Source organism: Zhongshania borealis (assembly GCF_039539625.1).
GTDB classification, from domain to species: Bacteria; Pseudomonadota; Gammaproteobacteria; order Pseudomonadales; family Spongiibacteraceae; genus Spongiibacter; species Spongiibacter borealis.
Genome location: NZ_BAABDM010000001.1, coordinates 208,640 through 224,397 on the forward strand (window position 1 = coordinate 208,640; position 15,758 = coordinate 224,397).

Genomic DNA, 15,758 nt, shown 5'->3' on the forward strand with positions numbered 1-15,758 from the left:
GTGATGCCTTGAACGGATTCGCTGGAAAGGGCTATAACAGAGGTTTTGTGCCAAGCTGTGACGGCGTGCAGTACTGGTGATGTGGGTGTTTGCCTAAGTCGTAGAAAAGCCGCAACTGTTCAAATGACCTGAACATGTTAAAGCAATGACTGACCACATGGCATACCCGTCATTGCTAGTGCTTGATTGCTGAATCAGCCACCACTGTGCAAGGTCGCCTTAACACACTTCAATACATTGTAGTCGTACTCGCCGTCGAGCAGTTCGTATACGGGTTTGATTTTGCCGTCTTCACTGTGTTCAAAGGCGAATTGAATTTCTTTGAGTTCGGTATCGCTTAAGTTCACCACGTCGCTAATATTGAGTTCGCCGGTAGCGATACCTTGGCAGAGGTGACCGTAAATCGTGGTGAGGGCGAGGTTGCGCTCGCTAGCAATCATGTCGGGGGTTTTGCCTTGTTTTAGCAGGGCAATGCTAGTGGCGGCGGTGTCATTAATGTCCTCGGCGGGCTGAGCGTTGAGGTTGGCGAGAATCACCTCAAGAAAGCCTTCGCCATATTTAGCGAGTTTGCTCTCGCCAACGCCAGACACGCGGCTGAGTTGTTCTAGGGTTTGTGGCTGGCGTTCGGCCATCTCGGCGAGGGTGGCGTCATGGAAGATCATATACGCCGGAATCTCTTGCTCGGTGGCGAGTACTTTGCGGTGATCCCGTAAAGCTTCCCACAATAGGGCGTTGCCGGTGCCGCCGTAGGTCTTGGCTTTGCGGCGCTCGCTCTTGTTGGCTTTCACCATTTTGCGCAGGGTTAATTGGCTTTCGCCTTTTAGAATGGGGCGCGCGGTGTCGGTAAGCTGAACACTGCCATGACCCTCTACGTCGACCCGCAGTAATCCCCTGGCGATAATCTGCCGGTACAAGGTGCGCCACTCGGTGTTATTGAGTTCGTTGCCAATGCCGTAGGTTGAAATTTTATCGTGACCAAATTGGCTAATGCGCTCGTTCTCTTTACCCAGTAATACATCGACTAAATAGCTCACGCCAAAGCGCTGGCCAGTGCGGTAAACACAAGACAGGGCTTTTTGCGCGGCCACGGTTGCATCCCAAGTTTCGGGCGGCGTTAAACAGTTGTCGCAATTGCCGCAGGCGTGGTCGTAGTCGTCGTCAAAATAGCGGAGTAGGGCTTGGCGACGGCAGGTGGTGAGTTCACACAAGCCGAGCATGGCATCGAGCTTGTGCTGCTCTAGTCGCTTGCGGCTTTCTTCGGCCCCGGAATTGCCCTGCATTTGCCGCAGGGTGATTACATCTTGCAGGCCGTAAGCCATCCATGCGTCAGCGGGTTGGCCGTCGCGGCCGGCGCGGCCGGTTTCCTGGTAATAGGCTTCGATGCTTTTGGGCAGATTTAAATGGGCAACGAAGCGCACATCGGGTTTGTCTATGCCCATGCCAAAGGCGATGGTCGCAACAATAATAACGCCGTCTTCGCGGAGAAAACGCTCCTGATGTTGTTGGCGTTGCTCATTGCTCATGCCGGCATGGTAGGGCAGGGCGGTCATGCCCTTGCCACTTAGCCAGAGTGCGATTTCGTCGACTTTTTTGCGTGATAGGCAGTAGACAATACCGGCTTCACCCTCGTGTTCATTGAGAATAAAGCGCAGTAAGTTTTCCCGCGCGGTGCCTTGGTTTTCAGTTATGCGGTAACGAATATTAGGTCGGTCAAAGCCGTCATTAAATACCCGCGCATTGTGCAGCGACAACCGCTCGATAATCTCCCGCTGAGTTGGTCCGTCGGCGGTGGCGGTGAGGGCGACGCGCGGGGTGTCAGGGAATCGCTCGTGGAGCACCGTGAGCTTGATGTATTCAGGCCGAAAGTCGTGGCCCCACTGGGATACACAGTGGGCTTCGTCTATCGCAAATAAGGACAGCGGCGCATTGTCGAGTAGCTGTAGCATACGCGGCATCATTAGCCGTTCCGGTGCAATATACAGTAGCTCCAGTTCGCCGTTCATCAGCTGGTTTTCGACTTCATTGACTTCCATGCCATTGAGGCTGGAATTTAAAAAAGCCGCCTTGATGCCGTTTTGGCGCAGGGCCATGACTTGGTCTTGCATTAGTGCGATCAAGGGTGAAATAACAATCGCGGTGCCTTCGCGGACTAACGCCGGCACCTGAAAACACAGGGATTTACCGCCGCCGGTGGGCATTAGCACCAGTGCATCGCCGCCCAGAATGACATGATCGACAATGTCGGCCTGCTGATTACGGAAGGACTCGTAGCCGTAAACGCTTTGCAGGACATGTAGCGCGCTGCTTTGACTAGCGTTGGTATCGGCGTGATTTGCTGTGTTCATGTCAATGTTTTGAATGTCGACCTCTGAGATACACCACGGGGAGTGGCAGTCGCGCAGCGTGTGGCGCAAAATTTTGGGGTTTATTGCTCGGGTTTGCGGCGCATGAAATAGGAGTATATATCCCTATTTCATGCGCTATTTTTTTGTTTACCACATCAAATCGTCTGGAATCTGGTAGGCCGCATAGGGGTCGTCTTCTTCGACCGCGGCAACAGTGCTGGCGGCCATGGTGTTGTGTACCAAGATCATTGAAGGATCGCGCTGGGCGATTTTGTCTGCAATGGCCGCCGGTACTAGTTCGTAGCCATCTTTGAGCTTAACCAGCGCAATAATGCCCTTGACCAGTTGATTCTGCAGTAGGCTGTCGACAAATACTTTTTTGATTTTTTTGCCGTCGGTGAACTGGTAGGCGATTTCACCCTTTTTACGGTCTATGCGGTTCAGCGTAATTAGCTGAACGATCTGGGCTTGAATAGCTTTTTTGTCGGCTTCAAACTGACGTAAACGGTTGAGTTCGCGGTCACGCTCAGCTTTTTCTGCCAGAGCCCGTTGTGCAGCCTCCTTGGTTTCGTTAACAACTACGGTGCCTTTGGGTTGCTTGGCTTGTTTGCGTTTTTCTTGCTTGAGTTTCTTGGCCTTTTTCTCGTCGACCATACCCGCTTTGAGTAGCTGTTCTTGTAAGGATGCCATGCTAGGCCTCTTGTCTGATGAGGATGCCGCTATTCTAAGTGATTATTGCGGTTAGAGCTTGGAAAAACTTCCCAATAGTACTTGCTCCGCGACAGTGCTTGTTGATAAAAACTGCGCGCCGGCACTATAAAAGTCTGCCCAGCAAGGTAAAGGTTGAGTTGGCATAGGAATGATCGGGCAGGGGGCTAATGATAAAAGTGAGCGTGATGTACCTCAATGCCCCTGGCACGGTTTGATCATGCTTACTACCGGGATCAGTACTTTCCACTGCTTAATGCGTTGACGGGCGATTATCAAATTTTGCGCGAAAACCCCTTTGCCATGCAGCGGCGAGTTTGTAGCGAATAGTCATACGTTGATTGTGCGATGAGTGGCCTTGCTGATCTGCACATTACGTGCAATATGATGCCTTAAGTTCGCGAACCATTTTGTTGTTCGAGGGGGGATGTTTTTAAGTCGTGCTCTTGGAATGATACTATGCGCGCAGTTCACTGAGTTGAGACAGAGTTATATGCACGTACCGGCTTTTTTACTTTCTCGCCTACAGGCAAAGGCAGCGCAAATTACGCGTCGAGTGCCAACCAAGGTGATTGGCACAGACTATTTGCGCCGCTGGCATGTAATACCGCGCAATCGCCTGTTTAATGTCTATCTTCATCACGTCACTGGTAATGACCCCGACGTAAATCTACATGATCACCCTTGGCTGTTTAATTATTCGATGGTCTTGCGCGGTGAAATTTTGGAAGAGATGCCCAATGGCGAGCGAGTCTTGCCAACGGGTACCCTAACTGCGCGCTTGGGGCGCGCACCGCACCGCTTATTGCTGTTGTCAGAAGATAGCTTGACCTTATTTATTACCGGCCCCAAAATTCGGAAATGGGGTTTTTATACCCCCAGTGGCTGGGTTAACAGCAAAAATTATCTCCGCGAGGGTGGTAACGGTCGCGACCTAAGTACTGGTGCCTCCTAGGCGCCGGAATATCATATCAGCGAGCCATGGTGGGCCGATGAAAAACAAAATAAAAACGTTAGTAATCCGCAAGTTTATTAAGAGTTCAGCACGCTTTGCGTGGTTGGGTAAAACGGCAAAGCACATTGCAACGCTGGATCTCGCTGTTGAATCAACACAACAGCCCATTCCGCTGCGGCTGTATTTGCCACCGGGTGATGGCCCATATCCCGTTGTTGTGTATTTCCATGGTGGTGGTTGGGTGGTTGGTGATATTGCGACCTACGACCCAATGTGCAGAGATTTATGCGACCGCAGCGATACGATTGTGGTGGCCGTAGACTACCGGCTTGCACCCGAATACCCGTTTCCGGCCGCACCAGAAGACTGTCTTGCCGCGCTAGCTTGGGTCGCGGAGCATATCGAACTTTATGGTGGTCGACCCGACTCTATTGTTGTTGCGGGTGATAGCGCCGGCGGAAACCTTGCCGCTGTAACGAGTATTCAGGCCGCGACTGCATTGCCAGGTTTGGTAAAAGGGCAAGTTTTGATCTACCCGGTAACAGACCACTATTCAGCTGGTTTCGAGTCGTATAACGAAAATGCTAAAGGCCCTGTGCTGACGAAACCGTTAATGCAGTGGTTTTGGGACAGCTATTTGGCGAATAGCTCCGTGCTTGCAGCAGGAGAGGTGCGTCACCGGCTCGCAACACCGTTGACTGAGGGTGACCTCAGTCAGCAACCACCTGCACTGGTGATTACCGCCGAGCACGATCCGCTGCGTGACGAGGGTATCGCGTATGCTGAGCGATTAACTGAACAGGGTGTGACTGTAAGCCATAGTCTTTATCCGGGCGCTGCTCATGGCTTTATTGGTTTGCAGGGGCCAACACGTCGTCATAAAGAAGGCATGATGGAAATTTGCGCTTGGTTAGCGGCGCTGTTTGGCCGGGAAGCCGGGTCGCCCATCGAGGATTGAGATGGGCGGGGTTTGGGCTTGTTGGCGGGCTTAGCGCTTAATTTATTCCTCGTGCATGTCCTTCCCAAAAGGGCATGCGTAAGTCTTTCTTAAGTAATTTCCCCGACGGATTGCGCGGTAGCACATCAAATATTTTCAATTGCCGGGGTATTTTGTAGCCCGCCAATTGCCCCCTGCAAAACTCAATCATTTCGGCCTCGTCTAAACTTTGCTCTGGCTTCAGAACGACGCAAGCGAGCGGCGTTTCGCCGAATTTGGTGCAGGGCACGCCAATCACGGCAACATCACCAATCGCAGGATGTTGGCTTAGAATGTTTTCGATTTCGATGGGGTAAATATTCTCGCCGCCACTGACAATCATATCTTTGATGCGGTCGCGCAGGAAAATGTAACCGTGTTCGTCGATAAGCGCGGAGTCGCCGGTGTGTATCCAGCCGTCTTGCAGGGTTTCCGCCGTGGCTTGTTCGCGATTGTAATAGCACAGCATATTGGCTTCAGAATGAATCAAAAGCTCGCCGGTTTCGCCTATTCCTAAAGTGTTGCCTTGGGCGTCGACTACTTTTACTTCAACCCCCGCTTGGGGGCGTCCACAGGATTGCAGAAGTTCGGGTTGGTCGCGCAGAGCGCGGATATGATCTTCGGGTGATAAGGACACAATAGTCCCGGTGGTTTCGGTCATGCCGTAGCATTGATAAAAGTCGCATTTAAAAATCTTGAGCGCTCGCTCTAACAGGCCGGTACTAATGGGGGACGCGCCGTAAAGTAGTTGGCGCAGCGAACTAAAGTCGCGCTGTTCAATATTCGGCACATAGTCGAGTATGGCCATAATCATGGCAGGGACAATGAACATATTGTCGATTTTATGTTTCTCTAAATCGTCGACCACGGCCATGGGGTTAAAGCTGCTATGCAATACCACGCTGGCACCCGCAAGAACCGGGAGCAGCAGGGTGCCGACACCACCGATGTGGAAGTTTGGTGCGCAAACTAGGTCTCGTGTTCCCGGTCCAGCCTTCACCGACACTGAGGTAGAGCTCGATATGTACAGCGCGATAATATTGCGTTGGCTGGAGACTACGCCCTTCGGTCTACCCGTTGTACCACTGGTGTACAGCTGCAGGATGCCGGCATTCGCGTCAATTTCATCTGTAAATTGAGCGGTGTCTTGATATTGGCTAAGCCAGTGCTGCCAATTCTCTGCGCCTTGGGCGCTGGCGGCGATAATCGGTAGCGCCGGGTCAGCAAGGGGGCGAATACTTGTCAATAAATCAACTAAGGCCATGTCAGGGGCGATTAGAATTTTTGCTTGTGCGTCATTCAGGATATAAGCTACTTCAGGGGCAGCAAGTCGGTAATTGAGTGGTACTGCAACTGCGCCGATGCGGCTGCACGCTAAGATAATTGTTAGCACTTCAGGGCAGTTTTCGCAGAGTGTGGCAACCCGGTCATTGCGGTCAATGCCCTGATCGCGAAGACCGTTGGCAATCCGGATAGATTCCGCCGCAATGGCTGCGTAGTTAAAGGATTTACCTTGGAATAATAGGCATTGGTGTTCTGGATTTCGTCGCGTGTGGTAGTCAAAAAACTGATGTATCAGCATGCCGTGCTCCATTTAGCTGTTTTGCTTTTATTACGCCCTACTTTAAATTGCCAGGGCGGTTATGCCTAGTATTAGCGCCACGAAATAAATAGGTGGGCTGCCTTTGGTGGCGTCTAAAGACAATCACGTGATGCGCATCTCTGTGTTTACTTGCCGCTAAAACTCTGTAGCACTGTCTATAGTTGAGATGTTTTTCACTCTTATCTGGCTCTTCTTGGTATCTTAACTTTGTAATAAAATGTCTATCATGTGTCACTACATATCATTGTGATTCATTTGCTGGGGGTGCAATCTATGGCCCACATACACCACGCCACATGCGAATAAAATAACTTGGGACGCTAACATGAGTAACACAGCTTATATTTACGATGCCGTTCGTACGCCAAGAGCGAAGGGAAAAATGGGTTCGCCGTTAAGCCAAGTAAAGCCGGTAGATTTATTGGCTGGTTTGCTTAACGGTCTGCGCGATCGCCACGATATTGATACGCAATTGGTTGATGATGTGGTCATGGGCTGCGTTACGCCAGTCGGAGAGCAAGGCGCTTGTATTGCGAAAACTGCAGTTTTAAAAGCGGGCTGGGCTGAGTCAGTCGCTGGTGTGCAGCTAGACCGGTTTTGCGCTTCTGGCCTTGAAGCTGTGAATTTGGCAGCAATGAAAATTGCGTCAGGCTGGGAAGATCTGGTCGTTGCTGGTGGTATTGAATGTATGTCGCGAGTGGCGATGGGTAGCAGTGGTGGCGCGTGGGCAGAAGATCCGCAAATAGCCACTGATACCGTCTTTGTTCCTCAGGGTATTGGCGCGGATTTAATTGCTACCCTCGCTGGTTTTAGTCGCACTATGCTCGATGAGTTTGCGGTAGGTTCTCAGGCTAAGGCTACAGCCGCGCGCGAAGCGGGCTTCTTTGATCGTTCAGTAATGCCGGTTAAAGACGTAAATGGAATGACGATTTTACAGCGCGACGACTTCATTAAGCCGGGAACAACAATTGAAAGTTTAGCGGGTTTGCGTCCGTCCTTTGAAATGATGGGTAGCATCGGTTTTGACGATATTGCTATAAGCAAATACCCGCAAGTTGCCAAAATAAATCACGTTCACCACGCCGGTAATTCGTCAGGCATCGTTGATGGTGCGTCAGCCGTGTTGATCGGTAGCGCAGCTGCCGGCGAAAAAATGGGCCTTAAAGCCCGGGGCCGCGTAGTTGCAACGGCAGTAATCGGCACCGAGCCCACTATCATGTTAACCGGTCCGGCACCCGCTACCTGGAAAGTTTTGCAAAAGGCGGGTATGAAGATCGAAGACATCGATCTGGTCGAAATTAACGAGGCTTTTGCATCTGTTGCTATGCGTTTCCAGCAGGACACCAATATTCCTTGGGATAAGATCAATGTAAACGGTGGCGCCATTGCCATGGGACATCCGCTGGGCGCAACGGGCGGTATGTTGGTGGGTACGGTTCTCGATGAATTAGAACGTCGCGACAAACGCTTTGGCCTTATCACCCTTTGTGTTGGTGGTGGCATGGGTATCGCAACCATTATTGAACGGCTTTAATCGGATCGCGTAAATAATGAAGCCAAGGCCCGCAAACAATAGGGCCTTGGGGCAGGGTTTTGTATTTGCCGCTACGCGTTCAGCAAAATTAGACAGGATGAAATAACAATGACTGGCACATTTAATTACCAAAAAGACAGCGACAATATCGTTACCGTAACCATGGATATGAATGGTCCGGTAAATGCGATGAATGATGAATACTTTACGTTAATGGCTGAGACAGTAGATCGCCTTGAGGCCGAGCGCGATAGTATTGCTGGCGTGATTATTACCTCCGCAAAAAGCACGTTTTTTGCGGGTGGTGATATTAAAGGAATGTTGACCATCCAGCCGGGTGACGATGAAGTCGCCATGTTTGAGACCAACTTAAAGATTAAGGATCAGCTGCGTCGTATAGAAAAACTGGGCAAGCCAGTGGTCGCGGCAATAAATGGCGCCGCACTCGGCGGTGGTTATGAAATCTGTTTAGCCTGCCATTATCGCGTGGCCTTAGACAGCAAGGCGGTGCAGGTCGGGTTGCCTGAGGTGAGTTTAGGTCTGCTACCTGGCGGCGGTGGTGTCGTTCGTTTAGTAAGTAAATTTGGTGTTGAGCGGGCGATTATGCCGCTGCTAGAAGGAACGCGATTTAACGCGCAAAAAGCGTTGGCGAATGGTTTTGTCGACGAATTGGCGAGTGATGTTGACGACATGATGGCCAAGGCCAAGGTCTGGATTAGCGCGAATCCAACCGCGCAAAATCCTTGGGATGTAAAAGGCTTTAAGATTCCAGGTGGCGATCTACGTAAGCCGGCTATCGCGCAAATGATTCAGGGTGCAAACCCGATGATTTTCCAGAAGAGTAAAGGTCTTGTGCCTGCGCCGATTAAAATTTTGGACGTGATTGCTGGCACGCTGAAAATGGATTTCGATACCGCTCAGCTGGTCGAAACACGCACGTTTATCAGTTTGCTCACCGAGCCAAGCGCAAAGAACTTGATGACCTTCTTTTTGCAGATGAATCAGGTGAATGGCGGCGGCAGTCGACCGAAGTCAGTGCCTAAGACCAAGGTCAAAAAAGTCGGCATTTTAGGCGCGGGCATGATGGGGCAGGGTATTGCCTATGTTTCTGCCATGGCCGGTATTGAGGTGGTATTAAAAGATATTAGCCAAGACGCTGCCGACAAAGGTAAGACTTATACCGATAAATTGCTTAGCAAACGCGTTGCCAAAGGACGGATGACCGAAGAGCAAAAGCTAAGCACGCTCAATTTAATCACGCCCTCTGCAGAGGCTGATGCTTTACGTGGCTGCGACTTGATCATTGAGGCGGTATTTGAGAATGTCGAGCTCAAGCACAAGATCACCAAGGAGCTCGAGCCAATGTTGGCTGAGGACGGCGTCTGGGGGTCTAACACCTCAACATTGCCGATTACTTTACTTGCTGAGCCATCGCTGAAGCCAGAGAATTTTATTGGTATTCACTTCTTTTCACCGGTCGACAGAATGCCCCTGGTCGAAATCATTGTTGGTGACAAAACCTCCGATGAAACCTTGGCGCGGGCTTTCGATTACAGTCAGCAGATTAAGAAAACGCCGATTGTTGTTAATGACTCGCGTGGTTTCTTTACCTCTCGCGTGTTCGCTACCTATATCGATGAAGGCGCCTTATTGCTCGAAGAGGGGGTTGATCCGGTAGTAATTGAAAACATTGGCAAAGCGATTGGTATGCCAGTAGGGCCATTAGCGGTGCAAGATGAAGTAAGTCAGCAGCTTGCCGTTAAGGCCACCGACACCAACCGCGAATTAGATAAGCGTAATGGCGATAACTACGCAGCGGATACTGCAGCATATCGTCTGGCCAGCAAAATGCTCAACGAGTTTGGGCGTGGCGGTCGTGCTCATGGTGGTGGTTACTACGAGTATCCTGCTGACGGGGAAAAATTCCTGTGGCCAGAGATCTACAATTGGCACTATAACAAAGCCGTTAGCCTGCCAAATGATGACATTAAAGATCGTCTGCTATTTAGACAGATTGTTGAGTCTCTGCGTTGTTATCAAGAAGGGGTCATGAATAACGTGGCCGACGCCAATATTGGTTCGATCATGGGGATTGGCTTTCCGCCCTATACCGGTGGTGTCTTGCAATATGTTAATACCTACGGCCTGAAGAAATTCGCGACCCGCCTCGCGGTGTTGGCCGAAAAGTATGGCGAACGATTTGAGCCACCTCAAGTCTTGCTAGATAAAGCTGAGAAGGGCGAGTTGTTCGCCTAAGATTGGCTAATAAAGGGAGGCCAAGCCCATGCTTGGTCTCTTTGTTTGCGTTTTTCCTCGCTTTGCTTCCCCGTAATAAATTATCTCTCAAGCACGCTCTGCGCCTTTTTTGCGGCTATACAGTGGTTTTGCGCCTGCCCTGTACAGTGACGTAAATAGACAAGCGGTGACGTCTACCGACCTGTGCCTTTGCTTACGGAGTGTTTACAGTTCTGCCTCATAGGTCGTGATGTGTGCGGCTAAAGAAAATGGCCGGCTGTATGATCGGCTGTAAGTGAGGAACATGCGAAATAAGCAGTTTACCGCCGGTATTGATGAATGCGATGAGCGCGGGCGGGTAAAGAACGCGGTAATAAACGACTGGTTTGAAGAGGCGGCTAAGGCCTATTTAGACGAATGCTTTTTTGAGTTTCCTAATGTGAATCAGACGCCGATGTGGCAGCAGCAATCACTGCAGTTTGATTACTTAAATGCTTGCCTAGCGAATAGTTGTGTTGAATTAGAATTGTCGGTGACCGAGCTCGCCAAGCGCAGCTGCACATTGGGTTGTCGCTTCTATCAGGCAGGGCGCTTGCTCGCGGTTGGCAGTTGCGTCATGGTTTTTCTAGTCGACGGAGTTGTCGCGGCAATGCCAACAATATCTCCCGATGCCTTAAAAAGTGAAATGCTTGGCTTTTTGCGCATCGATCGGCGCTAATCGCGCTTTAACGAGTTCTCATTTGTGCTGTATCGTGCGCAGCGATCTGGTCTTTGTTTTCGTCTCCACAGGAGTTGTCTCATCGCTAACTTGATGGGAGTTAGTACCCCGTATGGACGGAAATGATAATAAAAAATGGCCTAAAATGATATTACTTTCGCTCTCGCCCCCCGTAATTCTTGTTATTCTGCTTGTGCGGTATTTGCTCTAGTACTGAAGCTTTCCGCGGTTTTTCTGCCTTGCGCTAAAAATTAAAAATAATGAGGGTACCGTCTTGCGATTACCTACAGTTTGCGTCGAATATTTAGACAGTTTATTGGCCTACCTCAATAGTCAGGGAGTTCGGCCGAGTCAATTGCACGCCATTATGCGGCTTAAGCCGGAAGAGCATATTACCGAGCATGGCCGCTTTCCTCTGCGACTGTTTGAGATGATGCTTGATGCTGGTAGTCAATTGCTCGCAGATCCCTACTTAGGCGCACACGCTGGCGCGCATAGCTCTAAGCAAGCCTGGGGTATGGTGAGTTATCTTGGTATGAGTGCGCCTAGTACCCGCGAGGCGGTGAATGCGGTGGTGGATTTTTCCAGACTGTTAATTGACCATGGTGATGTTGAATTCGCAGAACTTGATGATAATCTCTCGTGCCTGAGTTGGGTCGTGCCACCGCGCCAGCAGCCATCTAGGCAATTGGTGGAGTTCTTTTTTACCAGCTGGTATCAAGTAAATAAGCCTGTTCTTGACCGCTGGTGTAGCAAGCGCGAAATTCATTTTAGCCACAGCGGTCCCAGTGACTGTATGGAAATTGAAAATATTATCGACGCCCCAGTGCATTATAACAGCACAGCCAATTGCGTTATCATCGACAGTCACTTCCTTGATCGGCCAAGTCGTTTCCCTCACAGCGCGATCCACAGTTCACTGGTGCAAGCTGCTCGCGCGGAATTAGCCAATTTACAGATGGTCGACCGTATTGTTAAAGATGTTCTAGAGTGCATTGTTAGGCAATTGCCTGAGGGCATGCCGAAACTGGAAGATGTTGCTGCTGAGCTTGGTTTGGCCTCACGGACACTGCAGCGCCGCTTGAACAATACTGAAACCAATTTTAAAGGTTTGGTTGATGATGCCCGCAAACAGCGTTCTAAAAAACTGATTAGCGACGGTAATATGGGTTTGTTAGATATCTCGGCTGAACTGGGCTTTAGCGATCAAAGTGCATTTCAAAAAGCCTTTAAGCGCTGGTTTGGTCAGGCGCCGGGACGCTATCGAATGAGTCAACATATTTTAAACTGAGCGCGACACTGTACATCCGTTTTACCTTGTTCATTTAGCGGCGGCATTTTGCGCCGCCCACACCGATTTATTTTTACCTGCCGCTTGCTTGCTTGTGCGGCGTCCAAATTCCAACTACTTTGTAATTCAGTCTTAAATTGCCGTGTTCTGTGAGCTCGGCGCGGATAACTGAATTTCAATGGGGTAGCGTATGGCGGCAGGCAGTGATGTTAAAGCCTATGAAAAACTAGGTGCATTTTATCTTGGTCGACGAATTGCCGCTTCCGGAAAGCGCAATAGCGAGTCGCTGCTCTACCACTCCAAAGACCTAACGACACACGCCGTTATTATTGGTATGACCTGCAGCGGTAAAACCGGTCTGGGCTTGGGGCTGATTGAAGAGGCTGCCATCGATACTGACAGGCGCCGGACGGCTTTACTGAACCTGCGTTCCAGGCGCTAGGCTAGCGCAGATTAGCGCTACCTTGGCTAAACAAGTCTCGCAGCCACAGTAGGGCCGGGTCGTGGCTGGCGCTTTTATGGTGGAATAAACGCAGTTCTAATTTTGGCGCGGCAAAGGGCAGTGCTCTGCTGTGAACTTGCCAGTGCTTGGCAATACTGGCGGGTATTGCGGCGATAAAATCAGATTGCTGCAAAAGTGCGGGTAGGGCTGCGTAGTGTTGCAAGCGCAGCGCGATACGCCGTTGCTCGCCGATTGAGCGCAAGGCTAAATCGATATGACCAGAACCGCTTAGTCGACTCGAGACATGGATATGACGACTGTCGACGAATTTGCTTAAGTTTAATTCACTTTTACTCAAGGCATGGCCATTACGCATTACACAGCTGTAGTCGTCGGCGTAAAGCGGCTGACTGATTAGCTCAGGGTGGCTGAGCAATGGCGCATCAATGGCGAGATCGATATTACCACTGGCGAGCGCAAAGGCGACCTCGCGGCGGTCCATAAAAATCACTTCGAGATTGGTTTCCGGTGCTTGTATGGCAAGTAGGCTGAGTAATTCTGGCAATAAAATGAGTTCAGCATTTTCGGTGGCGTGAATACGGAAGGTTCGCGTGCTGCTTGCTGGATCAAAACCGATCCGGGCGGCCACACAGATATCAAGATTTTTGAGGGAATCGCGCACGGTGCCAATTAATTGCCGCGCCAATGGCGTTGGGTTCATGCCGCTAGGGCTACGAACAAAGAGTGGGTCGTCAAAGATGCTGCGTAATTTTGCAAGGGAGCTGCTCACCGCAGGTTGAGTTACATGCAGTACCCCCGCGGCGCGGGTCAGGCTTTGCTGAGCGTAAATGGCTTCGAAGACGACAAATAAATTCAAATCAATCTTGCTCGTGATCATGCTGCCAACCATTAAATAAACGCTGCTTATTATGATCTATAAAGACAATCAATTTCAATAATAATGATGTCTTGCGTATAATTTGCCCAATAAGGGATTCTGGGGCAGAAAATGGCAGAAATAGTGATGGTTCGGCATGGTCAGGCGGCTTTTGCTAGCGACGACTACGACCGCTTAACCGATATTGGCTGGGAGCAAGCTCGGCTATTGGGCGAGTATTTTCGTGTGCTGGATCAGAATTTTGATGCAGTGTTTACCGGCACCATGCGTCGCCATCGAGAGACCTTGGCGGGTGTGCGCGATGTATATGCTGGCGCTGTCCCAGCACGTGAGATGCCCGACGCGCAGGCTTTGCCGGGGCTAAATGAGTATGACTTTCACAGTTTAATCGAAGCGTATTTGACGGGCGTGAAACAACAAATTGATATGCGTGATGCCCGCAGTTTTTACCGTACTCTGCGGTTGGCTTTGTTGGCGTGGAGCCGTGATGAATTGGTGGGTGTTGCAGAAACCTGGGCCGAGTTTGAGGCTAGGGTACATAGCACTATAGCGACGCTGGCCGCTGTGCCGGGCCGGGTTTTGGTGATTAGCTCTGGTGGACCGCTGAGTGCGCTGCTGCGAGTGGTACTCAAACTCGATGTAGAAACCATGGTGAATTTAAATTTACAGGCTAAAAATTCAGGTATCACCCGTTATTTCACCAAGGGTGAACAATTTAATTTGAATATGTTTAACGCGGTGCCGCATTTAGAGTCAGCGGCCCATCAGCAGTTAATCACTTATACATAAAATGCCTATTGCGGCAGGACGAGGGTAATACGATGGATTTAGGTCAAAGTACTAAAGGCCAGCAGTTGTTGGCAAAACTGAATGACTTTATGGCTGAGCATATTTATCCGAACGAGAAAGCCTATGCTGAGCAATTACATGCATTGGACAATCGCTTCGCCATCGTCCCATTGATGGATGAGTTAAAGGCCAAGGCTAAAGCGGCGGGCTTGTGGAATTTGTTCTGTCCTCATGAATTTCCCCAATACAGTGAGCATGGCGGCTTGAGTTTTACCGATTACGCCCCGCTTGCTGAAGTAATGGGGCGGGTGATTTGGTCGCCTGAAGTATTTAACTGTAACGCCCCCGACACCGGGAATATGGAAGTGTTTATGAAATACGCCACCGACGCGCAACGCGAAAAGTGGTTAACGCCTTTGTTAAATGGAGACATTCGATCGTCTTACGCAATGACTGAACCCCAGGTAGCCTCCAGTGACGCAACCAATATTGAACTGAGCATTGTTAAAGACGGCAATGAGTGGGTGTTAAACGGCCGCAAGTGGTTTATTACTGGCGCGATGAATGAGCGAACAAAAATATTTATCGTGATGGGCAAATCAGACCCTGACAATAGCAGTCGCCACAAACAACAGAGCCAAGTGTTGGTACCAAAGGATACGCCGGGAGTCACGATTATTCGTCCTCTAACCACCTTGGGCTACGATGACGCGCCGATTGGTCATGCTGAAATCGTATTTGGTAATGTTCGGGTACCCTTGGAGAATATTCTTCTTGGTGAAGGTCGCGGCTTTGAAATCGCACAGGGCCGTTTGGCGCCGGGCCGTATGCATCACTGTATGCGACTGGTTGGCGCAGCGCAGCGCGCTTTGGAACTGGCATGCAAACGCGCGGTATCGCGTACCACTTTTGGTAAACCGCTGAGCAAGCATCAGTCTGTGCGCGAAGAAATTTCCAAAAGCTTTTCAGAAATTGAAATGGCGCGGCTACTGGTATTAAAAACCTGCAAACAGATAGACGACCAAGGACCGATGCAAACGACTGATATGATTGCCGCGACGAAAACAACCGTGCCACTGTTGGTGCAGAATGTCATTGATCGTTGTATGCAGCTGCACGGTGCAGGTGGCCTAACAGAAGATTATTTTATGGCTGAAGCGTTTAATTATGCGCGCTGGTGTCGCCAAGCTGACGGTCCTGATCAGGTGCATCAGATGGCCTTGGGTAAGCAAATTATTGATCGCTACGCAGTGTAAAGGAGGAC

At 50.3% G+C, this 15,758-nt stretch carries 13 protein-coding genes; 9 read left to right on the top strand and 4 right to left on the bottom strand.

The window, feature by feature from the left end; all coding sequences use genetic code 11:
- Window positions 1–194: 194 nt before the first annotated feature.
- Both recQ and ABD836_RS01005 read right to left on the bottom strand, forming a co-directional pair.
- A complete protein-coding gene (gene recQ, locus ABD836_RS01000) occupies window positions 195–2,345 on the bottom strand; it encodes a DNA helicase RecQ (RefSeq protein WP_344931841.1) in 2,151 nt (716 codons plus the stop codon).
- 147 nt (window positions 2,346–2,492) lie between these two features.
- On the bottom strand, window positions 2,493–3,035 hold the full coding sequence (locus ABD836_RS01005; protein ID WP_344931843.1) for a DUF2058 domain-containing protein: 543 nt from the start codon (window positions 3,033–3,035) through the stop codon (window positions 2,493–2,495).
- 511 nt (window positions 3,036–3,546) lie between these two features.
- Between ABD836_RS01005 and ABD836_RS01010 the strand changes: the two genes are divergently transcribed.
- Together ABD836_RS01010 and ABD836_RS01015 are read left to right on the top strand one after the other, a co-directional pair.
- On the top strand, window positions 3,547–4,008 hold the full coding sequence (locus tag ABD836_RS01010; protein WP_344931844.1) for a hypothetical protein: 462 nt from the start codon (window positions 3,547–3,549) through the stop codon (window positions 4,006–4,008).
- Between the two features lie 37 nt (window positions 4,009–4,045).
- Window positions 4,046–4,966, top strand: coding sequence for an alpha/beta hydrolase (locus ABD836_RS01015; protein ID WP_344931845.1), 921 nt, complete (start codon window positions 4,046–4,048; stop codon window positions 4,964–4,966).
- A 37-nt stretch (window positions 4,967–5,003) separates the two neighbouring features.
- On the opposite strand, the gene ABD836_RS01020 is transcribed toward ABD836_RS01015, so the two are convergent.
- Window positions 5,004–6,566: a long-chain-fatty-acid--CoA ligase gene (locus ABD836_RS01020; protein WP_344931846.1), complete on the bottom strand. Its 1,563-nt coding sequence runs from the start codon at window positions 6,564–6,566 to the stop codon at window positions 5,004–5,006.
- Between the two features lie 346 nt (window positions 6,567–6,912).
- Between ABD836_RS01020 and ABD836_RS01025 the strand changes: the two genes are divergently transcribed.
- The 5 genes from ABD836_RS01025 to ABD836_RS01045 all read left to right on the top strand — a co-directional run bounded on the left by ABD836_RS01025 (window position 6,913) and on the right by ABD836_RS01045 (window position 12,807).
- The gene (locus tag ABD836_RS01025; RefSeq protein ID WP_344931847.1) at window positions 6,913–8,121 is read left to right on the top strand and encodes an acetyl-CoA C-acetyltransferase; all 1,209 of its coding nucleotides are present in this window, start codon (window positions 6,913–6,915) and stop codon (window positions 8,119–8,121) included.
- Between the two features lie 108 nt (window positions 8,122–8,229).
- The gene (locus ABD836_RS01030; protein WP_344931848.1) at window positions 8,230–10,377 is read left to right on the top strand and encodes a 3-hydroxyacyl-CoA dehydrogenase NAD-binding domain-containing protein; all 2,148 of its coding nucleotides are present in this window, start codon (window positions 8,230–8,232) and stop codon (window positions 10,375–10,377) included.
- A 283-nt stretch (window positions 10,378–10,660) separates the two neighbouring features.
- Window positions 10,661–11,074, top strand: a complete 414-nt coding sequence (locus ABD836_RS01035) for an acyl-CoA thioesterase (RefSeq protein ID WP_344931849.1) — start codon at window positions 10,661–10,663, stop codon at window positions 11,072–11,074.
- Between the two features lie 274 nt (window positions 11,075–11,348).
- Window positions 11,349–12,365 (top strand): AraC family transcriptional regulator ligand-binding domain-containing protein, encoded by a 1,017-nt coding sequence (locus ABD836_RS01040; protein WP_344931851.1) that lies wholly within the window; start codon window positions 11,349–11,351, stop codon window positions 12,363–12,365.
- A 190-nt stretch (window positions 12,366–12,555) separates the two neighbouring features.
- Window positions 12,556–12,807: a hypothetical protein gene (locus tag ABD836_RS01045; protein WP_344931852.1), complete on the top strand. Its 252-nt coding sequence runs from the start codon at window positions 12,556–12,558 to the stop codon at window positions 12,805–12,807.
- 1 nt (window position 12,808) lies between these two features.
- Here ABD836_RS01045 and ABD836_RS01050 read toward each other — a convergent pair whose 3' ends face one another.
- On the bottom strand, window positions 12,809–13,705 hold the full coding sequence (locus tag ABD836_RS01050) for a LysR family transcriptional regulator (protein ID WP_344931853.1): 897 nt from the start codon (window positions 13,703–13,705) through the stop codon (window positions 12,809–12,811).
- A 111-nt stretch (window positions 13,706–13,816) separates the two neighbouring features.
- Here ABD836_RS01050 and ABD836_RS01055 point away from each other — a divergent pair, with 111 nt between their 5' ends.
- Window positions 13,817–14,494, top strand: coding sequence for a histidine phosphatase family protein (locus ABD836_RS01055; protein ID WP_344931854.1), 678 nt, complete (start codon window positions 13,817–13,819; stop codon window positions 14,492–14,494).
- 32 nt (window positions 14,495–14,526) lie between these two features.
- Entirely contained in the window at window positions 14,527–15,750 is a 1,224-nt protein-coding gene (locus tag ABD836_RS01060; RefSeq protein WP_344931855.1) for an acyl-CoA dehydrogenase family protein, read from the top strand.
- Window positions 15,751–15,758: the final 8 nt, after the last annotated feature.

Excerpts from the sequence above, each read along its gene's own strand:
- recQ (WP_344931841.1), bottom strand. The coding sequence starts at position 2,345 with ATGAACACAGCAAATCACGCCGATACCAACGCTAGTCAAAGCAGCGCG.
- ABD836_RS01005 (WP_344931843.1), bottom strand. The coding sequence starts at position 3,035 with ATGGCATCCTTACAAGAACAGCTACTCAAAGCGGGTATGGTCGACGAG.
- ABD836_RS01010 (WP_344931844.1), top strand. The coding sequence starts at position 3,547 with ATGCACGTACCGGCTTTTTTACTTTCTCGCCTACAGGCAAAGGCAGCG.
- ABD836_RS01015 (WP_344931845.1), top strand. The coding sequence starts at position 4,046 with ATGAAAAACAAAATAAAAACGTTAGTAATCCGCAAGTTTATTAAGAGT.
- ABD836_RS01020 (WP_344931846.1), bottom strand. The coding sequence starts at position 6,566 with ATGCTGATACATCAGTTTTTTGACTACCACACGCGACGAAATCCAGAA.
- ABD836_RS01025 (WP_344931847.1), top strand. The coding sequence starts at position 6,913 with ATGAGTAACACAGCTTATATTTACGATGCCGTTCGTACGCCAAGAGCG.
- ABD836_RS01030 (WP_344931848.1), top strand. The coding sequence starts at position 8,230 with ATGACTGGCACATTTAATTACCAAAAAGACAGCGACAATATCGTTACC.
- ABD836_RS01035 (WP_344931849.1), top strand. The coding sequence starts at position 10,661 with ATGCGAAATAAGCAGTTTACCGCCGGTATTGATGAATGCGATGAGCGC.
- ABD836_RS01045 (WP_344931852.1), top strand. The coding sequence starts at position 12,556 with ATGGCGGCAGGCAGTGATGTTAAAGCCTATGAAAAACTAGGTGCATTT.
- ABD836_RS01050 (WP_344931853.1), bottom strand. The coding sequence starts at position 13,705 with ATGATCACGAGCAAGATTGATTTGAATTTATTTGTCGTCTTCGAAGCC.
- ABD836_RS01055 (WP_344931854.1), top strand. The coding sequence starts at position 13,817 with ATGGCAGAAATAGTGATGGTTCGGCATGGTCAGGCGGCTTTTGCTAGC.
- ABD836_RS01060 (WP_344931855.1), top strand. The coding sequence starts at position 14,527 with ATGGATTTAGGTCAAAGTACTAAAGGCCAGCAGTTGTTGGCAAAACTG.